24 protein-coding genes are annotated in these 20679 nt (G+C 61.5%); 10 read left to right on the forward strand and 14 right to left on the reverse strand.

Features of this window, described 5'->3' with window-relative positions; translation table 11 throughout:
* Nucleotides 1-59 precede the first annotated feature (59 nt).
* The 4 genes from H4W01_RS00005 to H4W01_RS00020 form a co-directional block, all read right to left on the reverse strand.
* Nucleotides 60-3029, reverse strand: a complete 2970-nt coding sequence (locus tag H4W01_RS00005; protein ID WP_209609247.1) for a Tn3 family transposase — start codon at nt 3027-3029, stop codon at nt 60-62.
* 91 nt (nt 3030-3120) lie between these two features.
* Nucleotides 3121-4539, reverse strand: coding sequence for a mercury(II) reductase (gene merA / locus H4W01_RS00010; protein ID WP_004213247.1), 1419 nt, complete (start codon nt 4537-4539; stop codon nt 3121-3123).
* A gap of 37 nt (nt 4540-4576) precedes the next feature.
* A complete protein-coding gene (locus tag H4W01_RS00015) occupies nt 4577-4906 on the reverse strand; it encodes a heavy-metal-associated domain-containing protein (RefSeq protein WP_004213249.1) in 330 nt (109 codons plus the stop codon).
* 12 nt (nt 4907-4918) lie between these two features.
* Nucleotides 4919-5314, reverse strand: coding sequence for a mercuric transporter MerT family protein (locus tag H4W01_RS00020; protein WP_014072602.1), 396 nt, complete (start codon nt 5312-5314; stop codon nt 4919-4921).
* 76 nt (nt 5315-5390) lie between these two features.
* Here H4W01_RS00020 and H4W01_RS00025 point away from each other — a divergent pair, with 76 nt between their 5' ends.
* A complete protein-coding gene (locus tag H4W01_RS00025; protein ID WP_039330852.1) occupies nt 5391-5813 on the forward strand; it encodes a MerR family transcriptional regulator in 423 nt (140 codons plus the stop codon).
* 170 nt (nt 5814-5983) lie between these two features.
* Nucleotides 5984-6544, forward strand: coding sequence for a recombinase family protein (locus H4W01_RS00030; RefSeq protein WP_004213255.1), 561 nt, complete (start codon nt 5984-5986; stop codon nt 6542-6544).
* 61 nt (nt 6545-6605) lie between these two features.
* Here the strand turns inward: H4W01_RS00030 and H4W01_RS00035 are convergent, their stop codons facing one another.
* Both H4W01_RS00035 and H4W01_RS00040 read right to left on the reverse strand, forming a co-directional pair.
* Entirely contained in the window at nt 6606-6845 is a 240-nt protein-coding gene (locus H4W01_RS00035) for a hypothetical protein (RefSeq protein WP_209609249.1), read from the reverse strand.
* A gap of 190 nt (nt 6846-7035) precedes the next feature.
* Complete coding sequence (locus tag H4W01_RS00040) at nt 7036-7404, reverse strand: DUF305 domain-containing protein (RefSeq protein ID WP_209609251.1); 369 nt, start codon at nt 7402-7404, stop codon at nt 7036-7038.
* Nucleotides 7405-7597: 193 nt separating this feature from the next.
* On the opposite strand from H4W01_RS00040, the gene H4W01_RS00045 reads away from it, so the two are divergent.
* The 4 genes from H4W01_RS00045 (at nt 7598) to H4W01_RS00060 (ending at nt 9994) form a co-directional block, all read left to right on the forward strand.
* Nucleotides 7598-7819, forward strand: coding sequence for a hypothetical protein (locus H4W01_RS00045; protein ID WP_209609253.1), 222 nt, complete (start codon nt 7598-7600; stop codon nt 7817-7819).
* Between the two features lie 157 nt (nt 7820-7976).
* Nucleotides 7977-8744: a MauE/DoxX family redox-associated membrane protein gene (locus tag H4W01_RS00050; protein WP_209609256.1), complete on the forward strand. Its 768-nt coding sequence runs from the start codon at nt 7977-7979 to the stop codon at nt 8742-8744.
* Nucleotides 8745-8850: 106 nt separating this feature from the next.
* On the forward strand, nt 8851-9513 hold the full coding sequence (locus H4W01_RS00055) for a DUF2231 domain-containing protein (RefSeq protein WP_334685088.1): 663 nt from the start codon (nt 8851-8853) through the stop codon (nt 9511-9513).
* 10 nt (nt 9514-9523) lie between these two features.
* Complete coding sequence (locus H4W01_RS00060; RefSeq protein ID WP_209609258.1) at nt 9524-9994, forward strand: YybH family protein; 471 nt, start codon at nt 9524-9526, stop codon at nt 9992-9994.
* Between the two features lie 51 nt (nt 9995-10045).
* Here H4W01_RS00060 and H4W01_RS00065 read toward each other — a convergent pair whose 3' ends face one another.
* The 6 genes from H4W01_RS00065 to H4W01_RS00090 all read right to left on the reverse strand — a co-directional run bounded on the left by H4W01_RS00065 (nt 10046) and on the right by H4W01_RS00090 (nt 15153).
* A complete protein-coding gene (locus H4W01_RS00065) occupies nt 10046-10249 on the reverse strand; it encodes a hypothetical protein (protein WP_209609260.1) in 204 nt (67 codons plus the stop codon).
* A 116-nt stretch (nt 10250-10365) separates the two neighbouring features.
* Nucleotides 10366-11136: a copper resistance protein B gene (locus H4W01_RS00070; RefSeq protein ID WP_209609263.1), complete on the reverse strand. Its 771-nt coding sequence runs from the start codon at nt 11134-11136 to the stop codon at nt 10366-10368.
* Nucleotides 11136-13703, reverse strand: a complete 2568-nt coding sequence (locus H4W01_RS00075) for a multicopper oxidase domain-containing protein (RefSeq protein WP_209609265.1) — start codon at nt 13701-13703, stop codon at nt 11136-11138. The genes H4W01_RS00070 and H4W01_RS00075 overlap by 1 nt, the downstream gene beginning before the upstream one ends.
* A gap of 152 nt (nt 13704-13855) precedes the next feature.
* Complete coding sequence (locus H4W01_RS00080; RefSeq protein WP_209609267.1) at nt 13856-14431, reverse strand: RNA polymerase sigma factor; 576 nt, start codon at nt 14429-14431, stop codon at nt 13856-13858.
* A gap of 9 nt (nt 14432-14440) precedes the next feature.
* Nucleotides 14441-14881 carry a periplasmic heavy metal sensor gene (locus H4W01_RS00085; protein ID WP_209609269.1) on the reverse strand — a complete coding sequence of 147 codons (441 nt, stop codon included), beginning with the start codon at nt 14879-14881 and terminating at the stop codon, nt 14441-14443.
* On the reverse strand, nt 14878-15153 hold the full coding sequence (locus H4W01_RS00090) for a hypothetical protein (RefSeq protein ID WP_209609271.1): 276 nt from the start codon (nt 15151-15153) through the stop codon (nt 14878-14880). The genes H4W01_RS00085 and H4W01_RS00090 overlap by 4 nt, the downstream gene beginning before the upstream one ends.
* A 312-nt stretch (nt 15154-15465) precedes the next feature.
* Between H4W01_RS00090 and copC the strand changes: the two genes are divergently transcribed.
* From copC to H4W01_RS00105, 3 genes are read left to right on the forward strand one after another with little or no spacing between them, the layout of a single operon-like run.
* Nucleotides 15466-15834: a copper homeostasis periplasmic binding protein CopC gene (gene copC / locus H4W01_RS00095; RefSeq protein ID WP_209609273.1), complete on the forward strand. Its 369-nt coding sequence runs from the start codon at nt 15466-15468 to the stop codon at nt 15832-15834.
* 4 nt (nt 15835-15838) lie between these two features.
* A complete protein-coding gene (gene copD / locus H4W01_RS00100) occupies nt 15839-16765 on the forward strand; it encodes a copper homeostasis membrane protein CopD (RefSeq protein WP_209609274.1) in 927 nt (308 codons plus the stop codon).
* Between the two features lie 43 nt (nt 16766-16808).
* On the forward strand, nt 16809-17078 hold the full coding sequence (locus H4W01_RS00105; RefSeq protein ID WP_209609283.1) for a flagellar biosynthetic protein FliQ: 270 nt from the start codon (nt 16809-16811) through the stop codon (nt 17076-17078).
* 48 nt (nt 17079-17126) lie between these two features.
* Here the strand turns inward: H4W01_RS00105 and H4W01_RS00110 are convergent, their stop codons facing one another.
* Nucleotides 17127-17450 (reverse strand): four-helix bundle copper-binding protein, encoded by a 324-nt coding sequence (locus H4W01_RS00110; RefSeq protein WP_334685089.1) that lies wholly within the window; start codon nt 17448-17450, stop codon nt 17127-17129.
* Nucleotides 17451-17544: 94 nt separating this feature from the next.
* Entirely contained in the window at nt 17545-18390 is an 846-nt protein-coding gene (locus tag H4W01_RS00115) for a DUF4396 domain-containing protein (RefSeq protein ID WP_334685090.1), read from the reverse strand.
* A gap of 330 nt (nt 18391-18720) precedes the next feature.
* On the opposite strand from H4W01_RS00115, the gene H4W01_RS00120 reads away from it, so the two are divergent.
* On the forward strand, nt 18721-20676 hold the full coding sequence (locus H4W01_RS00120; protein WP_209609353.1) for an FTR1 family protein: 1956 nt from the start codon (nt 18721-18723) through the stop codon (nt 20674-20676).
* Nucleotides 20677-20679 lie beyond the last annotated feature (3 nt).

Raw genomic sequence — 20679 nt, forward strand, 5'->3', positions numbered from 1 at the left:
GCGTCACCTCAAGGTTTGTTCGCCAGACAACGATTTCTCGGACATAAGCGGAACATGGGCTACGCTACACGCTTCAACCGCGCCATTGGCTCGTTGAGTGGGTGGAATTCACCTGCTGGAAGTCGCCTGGCCTGCTCCCAGAGGTAATCGCCGGTCAGACTGATGTGCGCCCAGCCCATCGGAGAAAGGTGCGCAAGCAGTGCCGCATCGAACGTCGTGCCGACAGCGTTGAGGTGCTGGGCGGCCCGGTCGAGATAGACCGTGTTCCAGTAGGAAATCGCCGCAATCAGCAGGTTCAGCCCAGATGCGCGAAATTCCTGATTTTCCAGCGAGCGATCGGTGAACCGACCCTGCCGGTTGGTATAGATGGCGGCGGCAAGCGTGTGCCTCGCCTCGCCTTTGTTGAGACCGGCCTGACAGGCACGTCGCAGTTCCGGTTGTTCAAGCCAATCGAGCGTGAACAAAGTGCGCTCGATACGGCCCAGTTCAGCCAATGCAAAATCCAGCCTGTTCTGGCGTTTGTAGGCGGCAAGTTTTCGCAAGATTACTGACGGCGCCACCGTGCCATCCTTGATTGAGGCGACAATCCTGACGATGTCATCCCAATCGGCCTCGATCGCTGCCGTTTTGATGGTACGGCCAATCAGATTTTCGATGCCCTTGTATGTCGATGGCGCAGCGATCGAACCCAGCTTGCGGTCGCCAATATCGCGCAGCCGGGGCGCGAAGCGGAACCCGAGTAGGTGGCAGAGTGCGAAAACATGATCGGTGGCGCCGCCGGTATCGGTATAGTGCTCATGCAACGGAAGGTTGCCGGCGCCCAGGACAAGCCCGTCGAGCACGTAAGGCGCTTCACCTGCCGTCGCGGACATGATCCGTGATCCGAATGATGCGAAGTGATCGGAAAGGTGAGAATAGATTTTCACGCCAGGTTCGGCGCCATATTTGGCATTGACGTCCGCCGCCCCTGAACGGCTCCGCCCCGACCGGAAGAACTGGCCATCGGACGACGAACTGGTGCCAGCGCCCCAATGCCGCGCGAAGGGTAATTCGTGATGGGCTGAGATGATCATGGCCAGCGCGGCCTGATAGTTCTCGGGTGAAAGATACCAGTTGTGGGTCCATGCGAGTTGGGCATAGCTGACGCCTTCGCTGGCATTGGCCATCCGCTCCAGCCCGAGGTTGGTGCCATCAGCCAGAATTGCGGCGAGTACCGTGCTGGGGTTGTCGTGCTCCTTGCCTGAGCGCAGGTCACGGAATGCGTTCAAAAAACCAGTGCGTTCGGCGACTTCAAGCAGCAGCTCGGTGATGCGCACGCGGGGAAGCAGGGTATCGAGCTTGCGATCGAGGGCTTCAGCTTCCGGTGGGGTGACAGGCGGCATTTGCTGAAGCTTGAGCCGGTCTCGTTCGAGCGACACTCCCTCAAGCTTGTTTGTTTTCAACTGCTTGGCAAATCGGCGCAGCCGCCAGTCAAGATTTCGTGCCCGGTCAGCGAGGTAGGATGCAGCATTTGAATCGAACGGAAGCACATCCGCCACTTTGGCGGCGTCGCGCCGACCCAGCAAATAGGCATCGAAGCGCTGATAGTTGCGGGTTCCCTCGATCCATACATCACCGGCGCGCAAACGATCACGCAAGGTTGCCATGATCGCAATTTCATAACGTCGGCGGTCGATACGGCCGCTTTCGGTGATGAGACGCTTCCACTGCCGATTGGGGAATGGCAGTGGAACGCCATCGGGAAGGTCGCGCGACTTTCGTGTGTTCGCATCGCGAATGACATCGATGGCTTTGATCAGTGCCGTCCCTGTTCCAGACGCCTTGAAGGTGAAGGCGTCCAGAAATGCCGGGCTGAAACGCCGTAGCGTGGCGTAACGCTCGGTTGCCGTTACCAGTGCGTCCTCGCCGGCAAGATCAGCAAGGGCATCTACTTGGGCCTTTGCCGCAACAAGCCGGTGCCAGCCCACCGCTTCGTCAATCAATTCGAGCGGATCGCCGCCATTCTGGACAGCCTCATCAAGTGCTGTAATCGTGGCGCCAAACAGCCGCATGAGTTGCCCCACCGACTGAATACTATCTTGGTAGCGACGCTCGCGCCCACGCCGCGCGCGCGTGAACATGCCGCCGATAAGTCGGTCAAACATTTGGATCGCGCCATCGGCAAGTCTGGCCTCAAGGTCGATCACTGCGGCCGTCAACGTCGCCCGCCTGCGATTGACGCTGTAATCCGAAAGCAGGAATGCCGGTGCCACGCCGCCCTCGCGGACAAATTGGGCAAAGCGGAATTCCGGAATGGCGCCCCCAACTACCGGGTGGATACCTATGCCGCGAACATAGCGCAGGCGCTCAAGCAAGCCATTGATATTGGCCGCAGTCGGGGCTTCTTCGAAATTACGCAACCACGCCAGCGGTGTCATGCCGAAATCCGGGTTGTTGATTACGAGTTCGTCTAGCCGTGTCAGTTCAGCAGAGCTGAGGCCTTCGACGATTGCGGCTGCGGCAGCTTTGCGTGCGCGTGCCCGGCCAGCAAGACCGGCGCGTTCCAGTGTGTCGCCTGACGGAAGAATGAACCGCTCACCCTTCAGGCCAACCATGAGGGCGCGAACAATCGGTTCACCTCTGTCTGTATACTCGGCGGCTTGCGCGGCAAGATTCAGGGCAAGTGCCAGGTCGCCGCGTCGAAACGGGCGTATGCCAAGATAACGCGCCACGAGATCGGCATGATCGGTACGGGTTTGCGCGCGCTGACCATATGCAGAGAAGGAGGAAGGATCGACGAATAACTGTGCCGCGAGGTACTGAAGAATGACGTCGGGAAGCCCGATCTCGGGTTGCAGACCAAAGCCGGGATGTCGCATCAAAGCGATTTGTGCAGCCAGACCGAGGCGATTTGCTGGACCATAGCGGCGCCCAACCAATTCAACATCTTCCGCAGAAAGGGTATAATGCCCAATGATCGCGGTTTCTTGGACAGGAGGATCGAACAGGCGCCGGCGCTCGTCTCCGGTCAGAAGTCGGCGTCGTGCCATTTTGCTCTCCCGCTGAGGCGAATAACAAAATTGACACCAAAGCGGCTTGCACTGGAGGGAGGCCATTCGTTGCCGGTTGATCCCCGAGCAATCACCCGGCGCAGCAAGACAGTTTGGCGACATCCTTATCAAACGTTTGGGCCGCCAGTTTGAGGCCTTCCACAGTGGTCAGGTAAGGAAATATCGTTGCACCCAATTCCAGGGTGGTCATGCCGTGTTTGATCGCCAGCACCAGTGTCTGGATCGAATCCGCGCCTTCGGGTGCCATGATCTGGCCGCCCAGCAAACGGTCGTTCGCCTTGTCGGCAATCAGTTTGATGAGACCCCGCGTATCGCGTGCTGCCAGTGCCCTTGGCACAGCATCGAGCGGGAGCAGCGAAACCTTGATGTCCAGGCCTTGCGCCCGTGCTGTCGTTTCAGTGAGGCCGGCGCTGGCGACTTGCGGGTCGGTGAAGACGACGGATGGCATGGAGGAATTGTCGTAGCGGTATTGGTTGCCCGTCACCGCGTTGCGCGCGGCCAGTTTTGCGCCATAGGCGGCCATGTAGACGAACTGGTCCCGTCCCGTTACATCGCCCGCCGCGTAAATGCCTGGAACCGACGTTTCGAGGTGGTCATCGACGACGATTCCACCATTACGGGCAAGCACTATGCCGCGCTCCTCCAGCCCAAGCCCGTCGCTATTGGGTCGGCGTCCGGTGGCGATGAGCACCTGTTCCGCCGCGACGGTGTCACAATGCCCCTCGCAGGTCAATTCGACCCCGCTCTGTGTTTGGGCGATACGCTGATAGCCGACACCTGCGCAAACCCGCACGCCCTCGGCTTCCAAATAGTTTTTCAGCGCGGCACTCACTTCCGGGTCCATTTCGGGGAGCAGGCGGCTTCGGCAGCAGATGGTGACATCAACGCCCAGACGCGAAAACATCTGTCCCAGTTCTACCCCGATCACCCCGCCACCGATCACCAGCAGCGATTTGGGCAAGCGATCCAGCGCCAGCGCCGATGTGCTGGTTAGGTAGGGCACGCTGTCCATCCCCGGAATCGGCGGCACGGCGGCGTGCGCACCCATCGCCAATATGACCTTGCCGACCTTCATGGGCGCATCGCCGACAATCAGCGCACCATCGGCAAAGCGTGCCTTGCCCTCGATATAGCTCACACCGTCATAGGCGGGCAGCAGATCGACATATTTTTTTTGGCGCAGCGTCGTGACAAGATCGTCCTTCGACGCCGCCAATACGGACCAGTCATCCATCTGGACAGCGCCCCCAAGGCCGGGAAAGCGCGCGGCGGCAAGCCCACCATGCACCGCTTCGGCGGCGCGGATCAGCGTCTTGGAAGGAACGCAGCCAACATTGACACAGGTGCCGCCAATCGTGCCGTGACCGACGAGCGCCACTTTCGCGCCCAGATCGGCAGCGGCGATCGCGGCGGAGAACCCGGCAGAACCCGCGCCGATGACGGCCACGTCAAATCCTTCCTGCCCGGGGCGGTTGCAACAGTCGTTCATTGCTTATCGCTTTCTTGAGGCGCTGGCGGCGCCCCGCTCAGTTTTGAATAGCGCGCGCCGGATAACCCGCGTTGGTTGATGCAGCGGCAATCGCAGCAGCATTGGTGCGGCGCGGGTTATAGGTTGCGCGCGCGGTCTTGGCTGCGAAATCGACCGTGACCGCCGTTACCCCGGCGACGCCTTCCATCGCCTTCTTCACGGTGATCGGGCAGGTGGCGCAGGTCATGTTCTCTATGGCAAAGGTGGTTTGCTTCTGAGCGGTTGCGGTAGCCGCGGGGCGATCTTGCGCCGTGCCACTAACTGCATAGGCGACCCCGCCGCCAGCCATAGCCAGCACGGCCATAGCGATACATACTGTCTTTTTCATGGGTATTTCCTTTCAATAGAACCAGGGTGCCCACCAGTCGATGGTGAGCGCCAGGATGGCGACGGCAAGGCCCAGCCACAGCACCGCCTTGGTGGTCCAAGCCGATTGTGGACGAGCGCAGTAGGAACCGTCTTCACAGGGCGGTTTCGGCTTGAAATAGACATGCCAGAAGCCGTAGCCGAGCAGCGCGAGCGTTACGCCTGCGACATAGGGCTTGTAAGGTTCGAGCGCCGTCAGGTTGGCGATCCACGCGCCGGAAATTCCGAGCATAACCAACAGTAGCGGGACGACGCAGCAAGCCGAGGCGAGCCCCGCGCCGATCAATGCGCCCGCCGCAACCCAGTTTGCCTGCTTCGGCTCGTGGTTTTCGGTGAGGGCTGGCTGTCCCGCTTCCGGCGTTGAGACCATGGCTTGAATCCCTTGTTCCAACTGAGTGATTCGCAGTGTAGGCTCTGTAGCCACTACAGACTCAAGAGGTATTTTCATGGAGCAACAGGTCGGCATCTTGCGTGCCCAGCTTGCCCGGAAAACAGGCTGCAATCTCGAAACCATCCGCTATTACGAGAAGGTGGGATTGCTGCCGGGGCCGCCTCGCAGTTCCAACGGCTACCGCGTCTATTCGCCGGAACTGGTGCAAAGGTTGCAGTTCATCCTGCGCGCGCGCGACCTTGGCTATGCAATGGATGACATACGGTCATTGTTGTCGCTCACCGATACCGGTGCACAAACCTGCGCGGAGGTTATGGCGAGAACCGAACTCCACCTTGAAGATGTCCGCCGCCGCATTGCAGATTTGCAGAAGATAGAGGTGACGCTGGCGACCACGTTAGCCAGATGCACTGGAGATGACGTTGCCGAATGTCCCATCCTGGAAGCACTCCAGTTTTTACCCCATCAAGGCAATTGACGCCATCTTTGAGGGATTTGATTTTGTGATGTCAGCTTGGAGTATAGCCTAACCGGACGTCAGGGCGCTACCGCGGTTTCTGTCAGATTAGGGTACTAAACGGAATTTGTTGACGAATGTCGTTGCGTATCATAGATTTCAACCTGACATTTTGATGGAGAGAGTGCGCAGTGAAGGGGCAACGGATCGGCTATGTCCGGGTCAGCACGTTCGATCAGAATGTGGATCGCCAATTGGAAGGTCAGTCGCTCGATCGGACCTTCACCGACAAGGCATCGGGCAAGGACGTCAACCGCCCCCAGCTTGAGGCTCTGCTCACTTTCGCCCGCGAAGGCGATACCGTCGTCGTCCACAGCATGGATCGGTTGGCCCGCAATCTGGATGACCTGCGCAAGCTGGTCCAGGGCCTCACCAAGCGAGGTATCCGGATCGAGTTTGAGAAGGAAAGCCTGTCCTTCTCGGGGGAGGACTCCCCGATGGCCAATCTGATGCTCTCGGTCATGGGTGCGTTTGCTGAGTTCGAGCGCGCCCTGATCCGCGAACGGCAACGCGAAGGCATTGCGATCGCTCGGCAGCGCGGCGCCTATCGGGGGCGGAAACGGTCGCTCTCGGATGAGATGATTGCCGATCTGCACCGCCGCGTTGCCGCCGGTGAACGCAAGGCGACCATCGCGCGCGACATGGGCATCAGCCGCGAAACCCTCTACCAGTACCTTCGCGCCGCTGCCTGACACCAATGTTCACATTATGTCCGGAAAATCGTTGTTCAGCGTACAAAGCTTGAGGTGACGCCTAGTAGCCATTATTGTTATAATAGCCGCCGCCGGCGCTGTAACCATGGCCGCCGCCGCGATTATATCCATGGCCACCATTGCCACGGTTGTACCCATGGTTGCCATACCCGCCCTGAGAATGACGATCTTGATTCTGCCAACCGCCATGGTCGCGATCCCGGGCAAGTGCCGCGCTTGGTGCTAAAACACCAGCTGTAGAGGCGACCAGTGCGGCCGCCGCAAATATTTTGCCAAACATTACCATTCTCCTCATCGTTCAATCACGTGAGGTCGTAGTAGATCGTCCGGGTTGAAGCAGTCCTGAATGCGTCTGTCAGCGACCGTTCACGCCAATGTCAGTGGCGAGGCTGTCATCTTATTGCGCATAACGATCCGTGTGAGAGGTGAGTGTCGCCACCTCTCACACGCCCGCTGGCGACGGCTGAGTATCACCGCATCTTTGCTTGCAGCTCAGCGAGTGCCCGCTGATTGTCATCGACGGTCTTTCGGGCCTCTGCCAACACCTCTGCGTTTTTTGTATGACGCATGATAATCTGGGACATTTCAATCGCGCCGCGGTGGTGGGCGGCCATGCTCTTCATCCATGCCTTGGCAGGATCGGGGTCCATCATCCCCTGCATCATCGCCTGGTTCATGCGGTCCATCGCGCCCGAAAGCTCTTTTTGCGCTGGACCCATGTTCTGCATGCTCTGCATCCCCGGCATGGCCATTCCGCCCATTTGAGAGTGTTGGGCAAGCGCCGGTGTGGCGGCGACGGTTGCTGCGGCGATGGTCAAAATATTAAGAAAACGCATCATGCTGGTTCCTTTCTTTGTGGTTCGATCGTCAACGAGCAAGCGGCAATCCGGTTCATCTGGAGCGATTTAGACGCAATTGTCGCTTGCGATTGCCATACTTCAGGCCCGCGAGGGCAAACGCTTCGTGCCGCGTATCATCTTGTAGGTAGGACGGTTGCACCGCCGCTGCCCTAGACACGATCGGAGACATGTTATGACCAAGATGAAATTCGCCGGCAGGCTCCTTCAGACCGTTGCGGCCATCGGTATCGCCACGGCCGGCATCAGCGCGGCATCGGCGCAGTCAAATGGCGGTTCGATGGGCGGGATGAAGATGGCTCCCGGCGACAAGATGGACATGAAGAGCAAGAAGGCCGCCCCGAAGAAGGCCGCTCATCACAAGGGTGGGCACAAGGGGGCAGCCAAGCACAAGTAGAACGTCGATAGCTGCGAGCGGGTTGTCGGGAGCGATCCTGGCGACCCGCTCGCATCGCGACGGCGTGGGCAGGAGCCTGCGGTATCGACGGTTCGAACGGTGACCTGGGGTAACTCGCTCACACTTCTTTGAGCGGACAGAGCAAGCGGAGAAGCACATGGCTACCGGCCCCGCCAGGCAGGCGACGATCTACCGGATGGTGATGGCCGAGCATACGTGCCCTTACGGGCTTAAAGCAAAGGATCTGCTGCGGCGCGAGGGCTATTCGGTCGACGATCATTGGCTGACGACCCGCGAGGAAACCGAGGCGTTCAAGGCGAAGCACGGGGTCAAGACGACCCCCCAGACTTTCATCGCGGGCGAACGTGTAGGCGGCTATGACGATTTGCGCCGCTTCTTCGGCAAGACGGTCAGCGATCCTAAAGCCGTCTCCTACCGTCCCGTGATCGCGGTATTCGTCATGACGGCGCTGATGGCGCTCGCCGCCAGCTATGCCGTGTTCGGCAGCCCGTTCACGATCCGCGCGGGCGAATGGTTCATCGCTTTTTCGATGTGCGTCCTGGCGCTGCTGAAGCTCCAGAACATCGAGAGCTTTTCCAGTATGTTCCTGGGCTACGATCTGCTCGCCAAACGCTGGGTGCCCTATTCCTACATCTACCCCTTCGCAGAAGGTGGCGCGGGCGTGCTGATGATCGCAGGGGCGCTGACCTGGCTATCGGTGCCGGTCGCGCTCATCATCGGGACGATCGGCGCGGTGTCGGTGTTCAAGGCCGTCTACATCGATAAGCGCGAGCTGAAATGCGCCTGTGTGGGAGGGGATAGCAACGTGCCCCTCGGCTTCATCTCGCTGACCGAGAACGTGATGATGGTGGCTATGGCGATGTGGATGGCGCTTGCTCCGGGCATGCTGGCCATGGCGGGCTAGAACTTCGTCAAGATCTCTCATCGATCGGCAACGATCCAAACACAGCACGAGCGAAAAATCACTTCGAGACAGGGAAAATACGATGCGATCGGTGAAGCGGTTGATGATGATTTTGCTGGGCTTTGTCGCACTGTCGACGGGCTCGCTCGCGTTCGCGCATGAAGATCATGACGCGCTGGGCGCAGGGCCCGGGGCGGCCAATAGTGCGGCTCCCGCCAAGGCGAACGATCACATGGCGATGGGTTCGATGACGAGCCCTGGCATGAATATCGCCGGTGACGACATGGCGATGGGTGGCATGCACGACGAGGGCGCCAACAAGAACAAGAGCTTCGGCGAGCGCCTCGTGAGTTGGCTCGGCCGCGTCCACACGATGGTCATCCATTTCCCGATCGCGATGTTCATTGGTGCGTTCGCGGTCGAGCTTTTCGGGCTGTGGCGTCAGAACCGTGACTACCAGCGCGCAGCGCACGTCATGCTGGTCGTTGGCGCGCTGGGGGCCATTGTGGCGGCGTTCCTCGGCTGGTTCGCTGGCGGCTTTTATCTCTGGGACCGCAATCCGATCCTGATGACCCATCGCTGGCTTGGCACCTTGATCGCGGTATTCGGGATCGGCCTCGCCTACCTGGCTACAGCGCACCGCAGAGCCCCCGATCGATCGCGCACTGTCTACTGGGGGTTGCTTGGTTTGATGACGCTGGCGATATCGGTACAGGGGTTCCTGGGCGGCACCTTCATGCATGGCGGCCTCAACCATCTTGCATTCTGAAGGGGGAAAGATGATTTTTGTATTGAGGGTGGCTGTGGCCGTGTCGCTGGTAGTGCCGATTGCGGTCGCTGCTCAGTCTCCATCGCGCATGGCGGACACCAAGGCCGTGGAAGCGGTGCTATCTGAGTACAAGGCGGCGATCGAGAAGCTCGACGCGACCGGGACAGAGCGTCTCTTCGCGACTGACTCCCAGATCTTCGAGACGGGCGGCTCTGAGGGGACTTATGCGACCTATCTCGCCCATCATCTTGGACCCGAGCTGGCGGCGTTCAAGTCGTTCAAGTTTTCCGACTACAAGGTCACTGTCCGCTTCGAGGGTCCGGTCGCACTCGCGACTGAAAGCTATCGATTCAGGATCGAGCCGAAGACCGGGGCTGTTGCTGAACGCCTTGGCGTCGCAACCAGCGTCTTGAGGCGCGTGGGGGGCAACTGGAAGATCGTCAGCATGCACAATAGCGGCCGCAAACCGAAAGGCGCCTGATCAGTCAGCGTCATTGATCCCGAAGCTTTCGGGTATCAACGACGCATATCGCTACTGCTTCTTTGCTGGATCGAGCGTGGTCGGCGCCGGCGTCGTGATCGTCGCAGTATTTGTCGGGTGATCGTGCTCGGGGACGCCGGCATAATGGTTCATCTGGTCCTCGGAGATGTTGGGCGTTTGATCGCCTTTGCCACACGCCGTTAAGGCCAGAGGCAACAAGAGCATGGCCGAGATGATCGCGCTTGTTCTTCTCATGTCACAATGTCCTTCGATCCTTGGTTGAGCTGGTCATCGCGGCAAGGTAGCCATAGGCCGCTCGATTTAGCGCCATTCCGCTTGGCGTGTGCAGCGACGTCGCCCGTAGGACCATCTCAGAACCATGCACGAATACCGGTTCTCAGCGCCCATCCTCCGGCATTCTCGCCGTCCAACCGGGCAAGCCTGGCAGTCCCCCCGAGCTTGCTCTCGTAGACAACCGCAACGTACGGCGCGAATTTGCGGCTGAATTCGTAACGCGTCTGCACGCCCGTTTCGATGACCGAGAAACCGGATTTTACCCGGCGTCCTGGAGCGTCGTTCAGATAGAAATCGGTCTCCAGCGTTGGTGCCACGATCAGCCGGTTGGTCATCAGCAGATCGAAGCTCTGCTTATACCTGATGCTGACATCACCCTTGAAGCCGACGAAAGCGTGGACCTGGGTCTCGAGCCGGTAGGGTGACAGCCCCTGGATGCCGAACACGGCGTAACCGCGGCTGTCGGGCTTGACGTCGTAGCGCACGCCGCCCTGGACATCGAAATAGGTGAATACGTTGCGGCTGTAGAGCGCCTGGAACTCCAGCTGCTCGGTGCGTGGGCCGTTCTTCTCCCCTTCGCTTTTGTACCAGAACTTGTCCCGGTCACCGCCGACCCAACCCTCGGCATCATAATTGCCGACGTTCTTGCCGCGCTGGCGTGAATAGTCCGCCTCGATGCGATTGTAGGTAAAGGTCCGCTCCTCATGACCCATTCCGCCCATCTCGATCTGGCGTTCCATGACGTCTTTTTCCTGCGGTGCAGGCGGACCCGCCGGGACCTCCACGGTCTGAGGTGCGGCCGGCGTGCTTGCCGCTGCCGCAGCTGCGGCAGCCATGATGAACCACATCAATTCGTTCCCGTCCCGTGATCCATTCCAGGCATCGACTGCATTGCAGGCATGGGCATGCCATTTGGCTGACTGACCGATGTCACGATCAGCTTTTGCATCATGCCGCTCTCCATATGATAGAGCAGGTGGCAGTGAAGCGGCCATTCCCCGGCCTCGTCGGCGGTGAGCAGGATCGACTGCGTTTTGCCGGGAGCGATCGTCACCACGTTCTTGTCGGGCAGCCGATCTGCCGACTGACCGTTTTCGACCTGGAAGAACATTCCATGCAAGTGCATCGGATGCGCCATCATCGTCTCGTTGACGAAGGTGATGCGAACCCGCTCGCCAAATGCAACCTTCATCGGCGGTGCCTCGCCGAACTTGGCGCCGTTAAGCGTCCAGATATACCGCTCCATGTTGCCCGACACCTTGATGACGATAGTCCGGGTCGGTGCACGGGTGTCACGCTGCGGGGCGAGTGCTCGCAAGTCTTTTACCGAAAGCACGCGCGCTCCATAAGGAGCGCCTGTGGCCCAGCCAAAGACCCGTCCAGAGCCATCGGTGTCGCCCTCGTCGGCAAGCGATGTCATCGACATGCCAGCCATGCCAGCCATGCTGCCTCCGCCGCCGCTCATGTCCATTCCAGCCGAAGACCCGCTACCGCCGGCCATGCCGGCCATCCCGGTGTCCTGCGTAGGCATGGCCATCTTGCCGCTGCCCATGTCCATCCCGGCCATAGCCTGACTGTTGCCGGTCATGCCCGGCATGCCGCCATCGGTCATCGCCATGCCGTCCATGCCAGCCATCGTATCGGAGCCCATGCCGTAGTCGACGCGCGGGAACGGCGTGCCTTTCTTACCGGCCGACGCCACCTGAACCGCACTCCCCAATCGCGGCGAGGTGTTGCCGGCCATCATTGATGTACCGGCCATTCCTGGCATCGTCGCGTGGTCTGACGACGCAGGAGCGTTACCGCTCATGTCCATGCCCTGCATCGAGCTGTTCGAATGATCCTTTCCAGCCATGGCCATCGCCTTGCCGTCGCCCATGTCCATTCCAGCCATGGCGCCCGAGGTAGAATGGCTCGACCCTGCCTTCGAACTGGCCGAAGACTTCGCCGAACCCGCTGCCTTGCCACTCATATCCATGCCCGGCATCGATCCGCCGGCATGGTCCATTCCCGCCATCGCCATCGATTTGCCATCGCCCATGTTCATCCCAGCCATGGCTCCAGATGCGGCCTCGGTCGAACCTGCCGGCGAATTGCTGGGGGACATCGACGAAGCGTCCGGCTTGCCGGTCATATCCATGCCCGGCATCGAGCCGCCAGAATGATCCATTCCAGCCATGTCCATCGACTTGTCGCCGCTCATGTCCATGCCGGGCATTGAGCTGCCCGAAGAATTCATGCCGGCCATGGGCTTGGCATCGCCGCCCATCGACATGCCCATGCTGCCCATCTCACTCATCAGCAAAACCTGGCGCGGACGCGGCGCCGGTGCCGTCACGGCCATCCCTTCCCGGGGCGCAATTGCCGCCAGCACGGACGCTCTGCGGTCAAGCGTCTCGACCCACAGCGGATAGGCCTGGCCTGCCTTGGGCTCGACGATCACGTCATACGTTTCGGCAACGCCGATGCGGAACTCATCGACCGTGACGGGCTCGACGGCCCGACCGTCGGCCGCGACCACGGTCATCGTCAATCCGGGGATGCGAACATCCATGAAGCTCATCGCCGAGCCGTTGATGATCCGAAGCCGCACCTTCTCACCGGGCGTGAACGGTAGGTAGGGTTTGCGGCTGGTCGGCTGACCGTTGACGAGCAGCGTGTAGTTGCCGACATCGGCGATGTCGGTCGGATCCATCCGCATCTTGTTCCAGGCCGCACGGTCCGCCAAGGTCTTTTTCAGGCCGAATTTTGCGACATCGCGGAAAAGCTCGGGCGTGGTTCGCTTGGAAAAATTATAATATCCCGAATCGCCCTTCAGGTTGCGCAATATTCGCTCCGGCGCGGTGCGCGTATGCTCGGACAACAGCACCACTTCGTCACGGTCTGCCTTCACTGCGATATCGCTGCCGGCTTTGGGGTCAATGATGAACGCCCCGTACTGGCCTTCCTGCTCCTGGGTCGCCGAGTGCGCGTGATACCAATAGGTCCCGGTCTGCCGCAGATTGAAGGTGTAAGTATAGGTCTCGCCAGGCTTGATGCCGGCAAAGCCGTTGAACCCGGGCGCGCCGTCTTTCGATCCTGGCACTAGCAGGCCGTGCCAATGGATTGAGGTCGTTTCCTTCAGATGGTTGGTGACGCGGATTGTCGCTGTCTCGCCATCGGTAAAGCGCAGGACCGGTGCCGTAATTCCGCCATTGACCGTAATCGCCATGTCTTTTCGACCGGGTTCGACCTCAATTTTTTGCCGGTCGAGGACGAGGTCATACGTCCGCGCTTCTGCCGTTCCGGCAAAAAGCATGGTTGTGGCCAGGAGGATAACGGCTGTCGGACGCATATCGATGCCTTTGTGTTGGAAAGTCCCGCCGTCGCTGAGTTTACTCGTCAGTTCGGGCTCATGCAGAAACAACGCGAGCACCCCAAAGGGCGCTTCACATTCTAATACGTGCGGCGCAGCCTGACCCCTCACTCACATTCGCACTGGTGCGCGAAGGTGCGCGGATTATCGAATTTCAGAAACCTAAGTTGCGTGAGCGAAGCGGCTAGCTGCCCGATGTAGCTTCGCTTTGCTCAGGCGGTGCGCCCGCCTAAATTCTCCAGGAGCTTTGCCCGGGCGCGGTACAGCCGGGTCTCCACCGCCTTTTCGCTGATCGATAATATGGCGGCCGTCTCTGCCTGACTGAGCCCCTCGATGGTACGAAGCACCAACGGCTCTTTCAACGTCGCAGGCAAGCGGGCGATAGCCCTTGCTACGCGGTCCAGCTCTTGCCGATCGCCGACCGCGTCATCGGTTGCCGCCTGATTGTCCACCACGGCCTCCGCTTCGGCGCCGATCGGCGTCGCAAGTGACAGGAAGCGCCGAACAGTTCGCTTCCGCCCCCAATCACGGCATTTATTGATCGCGATCGTCGACAGCCAAGTGCGCATGGGCCGCTCACAATCGTAGCGGTGCATTGCCTGGTGCGCGGCGATGAACGTCTCCTGCAACAGGTCGAGCGCCTCGTCCGTCTCGCCCACACAAGCGCGGATTACCCGGAAAATCGGCCGCCGGTTTCGGCGCATGATTTCAGCGAACGCTGTCCCTCGGCCGGCGATGCAAAGTGTCGCAAGCTCCGCTTCGGACAGCGTTTTCCAGTCGAGGCTCACCGCCCAGGCTTAATGGTGATCGTCGGTGAGCGCCTTGACCACCGCCTGGTCGAACTGTCCGGTCTGGTCGGACCGCAAAAGCTGCCGCATGGCAAAGACGTGGGCGAGCGTCGCCTTCTGTAGCTCGCCCATCACGGCGTGGCTCCGATCGACCGCGGCGGCGACGCGGGGGCCGTTACCATGCTCGGTCTCGATTGCTTCGGCCAGCCGCGCATTATCGGCTCTCACTTCTAGCTCGAACGCCTGCCGCTGCACCGCGAACCGTTGCTCCAGCACTTTAACGCGCGCCTGCTGGTTCGCATCCAGCGCCAGCTTGTGATGCAGCACCTCGTGCAACTCGGTTCCGGGTGGAGTCTTCGAAGGGAGCAGCGCCCGCCCGACAAACACACCGCTGATCGCGGCGATGAAACACGCAATCACACCTATCGCCAGCCGGGCGCGCCCGCTCACGGCGTACCGACAAGTAAGGTCGAGGGTGCCAGTGGCGACGTCGGCCCGAAGGGGGACAGGGGGGTCGTTGCACGCGCCTCGCGTGCGGGAATCCCTGCGCCAACGATGCCTAAGACGAGCGCCGCTGCGGTCGTCATCGCCCCGATGCCCATGCTGGCGCTCGCTACAGGTCGTGCGGCAATACGCGCGAGTACCCTGGCTTCTATTGCGTCGACACTGCTCGGCAACGGCGTCTGCGCCAGCCTGGTCAACATCGCGTCGAGGTCGTCCATATCGTTCACTCCACCCTCTAGCATTGTTACGCGAGCGAAGCCCTAACCCCTCATGGTGCCCCCTCCGGCGCTTACGAGCGTCCGGGCGTACAGCTGAGACGCTTGCTGGCCAGGTAACCGCAACCGGCTTCGAGATGACGTTGCACGTGCGCAACAAGCTGCTGTCGCCCACAAGATGTTGTGAGCTGCCGATCTGATGCCATTGCATCTCACGACCGATTTGAGTGAAACTGTCTGCGATGAAGCGATCTGAGGGGTAGCCGATGAAGCCGCGTATGAAGGAGAAGGACCACTGACACGAAAGAGATCTCCATGCGCCGCCTACCATTCCTGATTGCCGCTACCGCACTTGTCGCGTTTGCGGGCACGGCTAACGCCCATCCCAAGCTGCTCTCCGCCAGCCCTGCCGCCAATGCGACCGTGGCGAAGCCGGCACAGATTAAACTCCAGTTCAGCGAAAAGCTCATGGTCGCGTTCTCCAAGGCCGATCTGACGATGGCAGCGATGCCCGGGATGGCGGCAATGAAGATGCCGAGCACTGCGGTACTCGCCGCGGATGGCCGTACGCTGGTGGTTACGCCCAAGGGGCAGCTGTCCGCTGGGCGGTACACCGTCGACTGGCACATCGTGTCGACAGACACGCACAAGGTCGCCGGCAGCTACGCCTTTACGGTGAAGTGAGCCGATGGGAGACTGGTCGCTGATCGGCGTCCGCGTCGCGCTCTACCTGACGCTGGCGGCGCTGTTCGGCCTTGCCGCATTCAGCCTCTATGGGCTGCGGACACGCGAGCGCGGCGACGCGCTTGCGCTGCGTCCCTGGCTCGTCACCAGCGCCGCCCTGAGCCTGTTGTTCTCGGCCGCCTGGGTCGTACTGATGGCCTCCTCGATGGCTGGGACGCCGACATGGCCGATCGACCATGAAGCGGTCGGTGCGTTGCTCACCGGCTCCGCGATCGGGGCGGCATGGAAGCTCCGCATGGTCATGCTCGCCCTTGCGATGCTGGCGGCGCTGGTCGCGGCCGGTCGCGGCGTCTGGCTGGCCGCGGTCGCGCTGTGTTCGGCCGTCGCGCTCGCGACGCTGGCGTGGACTGGACATGGCGCGATGGACGAAGCGGCGATGGGCTGGGTCCACCTCATCGCCGACATTCTCCACCTGATCGCCTCGGGTGCATGGGTCGGTGCGCTGCTGGGGCTGGTCCTGCTCGTCTCCCGGCCCGCGCCGCGCGTCGACGCGGCGCACCTGGAACTGACGCACCGGGCGTTGCATGGGTTCGGCGCGGTTGGGACGGTCGTGGTCGGCACGATCGTCGTCACCGGCCTGGTCAACGGTTGGGTGCTGGTCGGGATCGGCAACGTCACCGCCCTCCCGACGACGCTCTACGGTCAGCTCCTGATCGTCAAGCTGGCGCTGTTCGTCGCCATGCTGGGGCTCGCCTCCCTCAACCGTTTCCGGCTCACGCCGGCATTCGAGCGATCGATCGCCGCGGACGATCATGGGCGCGCGCTGCGCGGGCTGCGAACAAGCCTGGCGGTCGAAACCGCCTGTGTCGTTGCCGTCCTCGGTCTTGTTGCGTGGCTCGGGACGCTGGCCCCACCGGCATCGGGGATGTGATGGCGAGCCGGGCGGTCCTCGCGCCTCCCGGCTTCTCGCGCTGATGGATCAATCGATCCTCTTCGACGAGTCGGGCAGGATGCTCGTGGTCTTGGCGCTCATCTGCGTCGTATTGCTCGTGCCAATGATGATTGTCGGGCTGATCATCAGCATGATCCAGGCCGCCACCTCGATCAGTGAACAGACGCTGAGCTTCGTGCCCAAGCTGATCGCCCTGGGGATCTGCCTGCTCGTATTCGGAGGCGCGGCGATCGGGCTACTGACGGAATTCACCGTCGAGCTTTTCGACGTCATTGCCCGAATAGGGCGTTAGTCGGTGACGTTGATGGCGCGGGCGGCGAACCGCCCGCGCGAGCGAGGATCAGGCCGCCATCTTGTCGCAAGCGTCGGCGCACTTGCGGCACGCTGCCACGCAATCCTCCATGCCGTCGAGCCCTTCGCAGCTCGCCGCGCACGCCCGGCAGATCTCGGCGCACTCGCGGCAGATATGCTGGTGGTGCGCCGACTTGCGCGCCATGAAGTCGATCGTGACAGCGCAAATCTGGGCGCAGTCGGCCATGATCTTCATATGCTCGGGCGCCGCGTGCTTGCCGCCGGCCTCCAGGCAATGGTTCATCGCCATGTGAAGGCAGGTCACATGACATTCGTGGCAAGCGTCCATGCACGCCTGCATTTCGGGGTCCATCTGATGCATCGATCGTTCTCCGTTGATCCCCGCCCACTTTGTAATACGCGCTCCGGGCGATTGCCCCTTGCCCTAGAGCTCCGCCTCGGGATGCTTACATCGTCCACCGCCCGAAAAGCGTCGCGATGATGCCGCCGCCGCCCAGCAATATCAGCGTCAACACCGTCATTGCGACGATCTGAGGCGGGGTCGCGCCAGAGCCTGCTGCCATACCGTCCATGCCTGACATCGTGCCGTGCGCCCTTCCAGACATGGGCGTGGCCGCCTTTTCAGCCGTAACGTCGTGGCCACCGTTGCCGAGTGCGCGTACCGTTCCCATGCCGTGCTTCAACCGAACGCCGACAAGCCAGAGGTTGATCGGATAGGCGACTGCGAAGCCCGCGCCGGTCGCTAGCTGCATCACGGCCCAAAAGCGTATTGATGTCGCATGCATCGACGCCATGTCCCTGCTCATCAGCAACACCATCGTCGGAATCATCCCGGCCATGACGGCATTCATAGAAAGCCATTCAGGGATGAATGACATGCGAAGCGCCCCCCAATAAGAGCCGCCCGCCATGTCGCGCATGAACAACGCCTGGAAAATGAGCAGGCCGAACGCGAACCCGAATACATACTCGACGATGACATCCTGCCACATCGGAAAGCCCCAGGTCAGGCTGAGCGTCGCCGCTGCAATCACACCGGTCGCATCGCCTGCCATGCAGTGGATCGAAGAGCCAAGCGCTTGTTTCCACAGCGGTTTGACAAAGTCCTCATGGCTTACCTCAGGCGGTTTCTGGCACGACAAGACGTAGGCGACCGCGAACAGCGGTCCGCCGTACAGGGTAACAAGGAGCCACCCCCACTTCATGATCTTGAGCTCGGGATTTCGGTTGAACGCGTCCCAGGCAACATAGGCAACGGAAAGCGCGGTCAGCGCAAACCAGCCGAGCACCACTGTGTCGAGCCAAGAGTTAGGGTTAGGCATCGTGATTGTGGCTCTCCTCCATTGCTAGAGGATACGCGGCTCGTAGCCCTATCCCTTGCCAGAGCAACTTAAGCACGTTTGCTGACGATGGCCTGATCGCATCGAGCACCGATCCAGAAAAGCGGGACTTCGCTTTAGGCGAGGCAGCTTGCTGATCTGCCTCATCGCTCTCCTTGGTAACGTGCTAATGCGATACAGTCGCAAAAGCCTTGCTTCGACTTCGACTATCGTTATGAAAGGACCCCCGGCGACCCGACGCTCACCCATCATAATTTTGCGTACCGCCGCGCTTGGGAGATCATCGTGTTCCTCAGCCTGACGAGAGTCCTCGCGGCACTGCTCTTCCTTCTCGCGGTGCCCGCCGGCCTCCACGCGGCGCCCGTTGCCAATCCGAACGATGTGCAGACCGCGTGGCAGCTGCTTGACTATGTGGCCGTCGATTATGGCGGCGCGGTCGGGGGTGGGAGGGTCAAGAGCGCATCGGAATATGCCGAGATGACGGAGTTCGCCAGCTCCGTGTCGTCGCGGCTCGCCACGCTGCCGCCCAGGCCGGAACGGGCGGCGCTGCTCTCGGGCGCGGCACGTCTGCGAACCCTAATCGCCCGGAAGGGCACGCCCCAAGAGGTCGCGAAGCTCGCTCACGGACTGGCGGCCGATTTGCTGCAAGCCTATCCGGTGCCGCTCGCACCCGCTTCGCCCCCCAATTTCGAGCGGGGCGCGGCCCTGTTCGGTTCCACCTGCGCGGCCTGCCACGGTGCGACGGGAGACGGGCGCGGCCCGGACGCCGCCAAGCTCTCAACCCCGCCTATCGCGTTCACCGATGCCGCACGCGCGCGCCAGCGCAGCGTGTTCGCGCTCTATCAGGTCATCACTCAAGGCATCGACGGGACGGCGATGCAGAGCTTTGCCGATCTGCCGAGCGGGGATCGCTGGGCGCTGGCGTTCCGCGCGGGGAGCTTCGCGCTCACCGATGAACAGGCGCGCGAAGGCGAACGGCTGTGGAAGGCCGATCCATCGCTGCGCCAGCGTGTTCCAGACCTGAAAACGCTGGTGAGCCTCACACCCGCCTCGCTCGCGAACGGTATCGGCGAGAAGCGGGCGTTGGCAGTCATGGCCTATCTGCGCCGCCATCCCGAAGCCGTGATCGAACAGGCTCCGGCGTCGCTTACGCTTGTCCGCCAAAAATTGGCGGCAAGTCTCGACGCCGCCCGCAAGGGTAATCGTCGCGCCGCGAAGGAACTGGCGCTGTCGGCCTATCTCGACGGGTTCGAGCCGGTCGAGCCGACGCTCGGCGCGCGCGACGCGACGCTGCTTGCCCGGATCGAGGGCGCGATGGGCGAATATCGCGCGGCGGTCGATCATGGTGCCGCTCCCGACGATCTGGCGAACCGCACTCTCGTCCTCGATAGCCTGTTTGATGATGCCGAAGCGGCGCTCGCTCCTGGCGCATCCAGCAGCGCATCGACGTTCCTGGGCGCGTTCACGATCCTGCTCCGCGAGGGTCTGGAAGCCTTGCTCATCATCGTCGCCATGATCGCGTTCCTGCGGAAAGCGGAGCGATCGGAAGTGCTGCCCTATGTGCATGGCGGATGGGCCGGTGCGCTTGCGGCCGGGTTGCTGACGTGGGCGATCGCCACCTATGCGATCGGGATCAGCGGCGCGAGCCGGGAGCTGACCGAAGGGTTCGGGTCGCTGTTCGCGGCCGTGGTCCTGCTCTCGGTCGGGATATGGATGCACGGCAAGGCGCAAGCCGACCAATGGCAGCGCTATATTCGCGAAAAGATGACGCACGCCCTGTCGGGCCGCTCGGCCTGGTTCCTGTTCGGTCTCGCGTTCGTGGTGGTCTATCGAGAGGTGTTCGAGACGATCCTGTTCTACGCGGCGCTGTGGACGCAAGGGAATGGCGGCGCGCTGCTTGCCGGGGCGGGGGCGGCCGTCGCGGTGCTCGGCGTGATCGCCTGGGCCATGCTGCGCTACAGCCGCCAGCTCCCGATCGCCAAGTTCTTCGCCTATAGTTCGTGGCTGATGGCGGGGCTGACCGTCGTTCTCGCCGGCAAGGGTGTCGCGGCGCTACAAGAGGCCGGGATCATTGACATAGCGCCGATCGCCGATGCGCCTCGCCTGTCGATGTTGGGCGTGTTCCCCACCTGGCAATCCATTGTCGCCCAGCTTCTCATGGCGGTCGCGATCGTCGCGGGCTTCTCGCTCAACCGGCGTAAGGGGCGTCGAACGAAAGAACTCGCTCCAGCGGAATGAACA

The sequence above is a fragment of the Sphingomonas sp. PL20 genome (assembly GCF_017875905.1).
GTDB classification, from domain to species: domain Bacteria; phylum Pseudomonadota; class Alphaproteobacteria; order Sphingomonadales; family Sphingomonadaceae; genus Sphingomonas; species Sphingomonas echinoides.

Coding starts and splice junctions, on each gene's coding strand:
- H4W01_RS00005 (WP_209609247.1), bottom strand. CDS start 3,029: ATGGCACGACGCCGACTTCTGACCGGAGACGAGCGCCGGCGCCTGTTC.
- merA (WP_004213247.1), bottom strand. CDS start 4,539: ATGAACGACTGTTGCAACCGCCCCGGGCAGGAAGGATTTGACGTGGCC.
- H4W01_RS00015 (WP_004213249.1), bottom strand. CDS start 4,906: ATGAAAAAGACAGTATGTATCGCTATGGCCGTGCTGGCTATGGCTGGC.
- H4W01_RS00020 (WP_014072602.1), bottom strand. CDS start 5,314: ATGGTCTCAACGCCGGAAGCGGGACAGCCAGCCCTCACCGAAAACCAC.
- H4W01_RS00025 (WP_039330852.1), top strand. CDS start 5,391: ATGGAGCAACAGGTCGGCATCTTGCGTGCCCAGCTTGCCCGGAAAACA.
- H4W01_RS00035 (WP_209609249.1), bottom strand. CDS start 6,845: ATGTTTGGCAAAATATTTGCGGCGGCCGCACTGGTCGCCTCTACAGCT.
- H4W01_RS00040 (WP_209609251.1), bottom strand. CDS start 7,404: ATGATGCGTTTTCTTAATATTTTGACCATCGCCGCAGCAACCGTCGCC.
- H4W01_RS00045 (WP_209609253.1), top strand. CDS start 7,598: ATGACCAAGATGAAATTCGCCGGCAGGCTCCTTCAGACCGTTGCGGCC.
- H4W01_RS00050 (WP_209609256.1), top strand. CDS start 7,977: ATGGCTACCGGCCCCGCCAGGCAGGCGACGATCTACCGGATGGTGATG.
- H4W01_RS00055 (WP_334685088.1), top strand. CDS start 8,851: ATGATTTTGCTGGGCTTTGTCGCACTGTCGACGGGCTCGCTCGCGTTC.
- H4W01_RS00060 (WP_209609258.1), top strand. CDS start 9,524: ATGATTTTTGTATTGAGGGTGGCTGTGGCCGTGTCGCTGGTAGTGCCG.
- H4W01_RS00065 (WP_209609260.1), bottom strand. CDS start 10,249: ATGAGAAGAACAAGCGCGATCATCTCGGCCATGCTCTTGTTGCCTCTG.
- H4W01_RS00070 (WP_209609263.1), bottom strand. CDS start 11,136: ATGTGGTTCATCATGGCTGCCGCAGCTGCGGCAGCGGCAAGCACGCCG.
- H4W01_RS00090 (WP_209609271.1), bottom strand. CDS start 15,153: ATGGACGACCTCGACGCGATGTTGACCAGGCTGGCGCAGACGCCGTTG.
- copC (WP_209609273.1), top strand. CDS start 15,466: ATGCGCCGCCTACCATTCCTGATTGCCGCTACCGCACTTGTCGCGTTT.
- copD (WP_209609274.1), top strand. CDS start 15,839: ATGGGAGACTGGTCGCTGATCGGCGTCCGCGTCGCGCTCTACCTGACG.
- H4W01_RS00105 (WP_209609283.1), top strand. CDS start 16,809: ATGGATCAATCGATCCTCTTCGACGAGTCGGGCAGGATGCTCGTGGTC.
- H4W01_RS00110 (WP_334685089.1), bottom strand. CDS start 17,450: ATGGACCCCGAAATGCAGGCGTGCATGGACGCTTGCCACGAATGTCAT.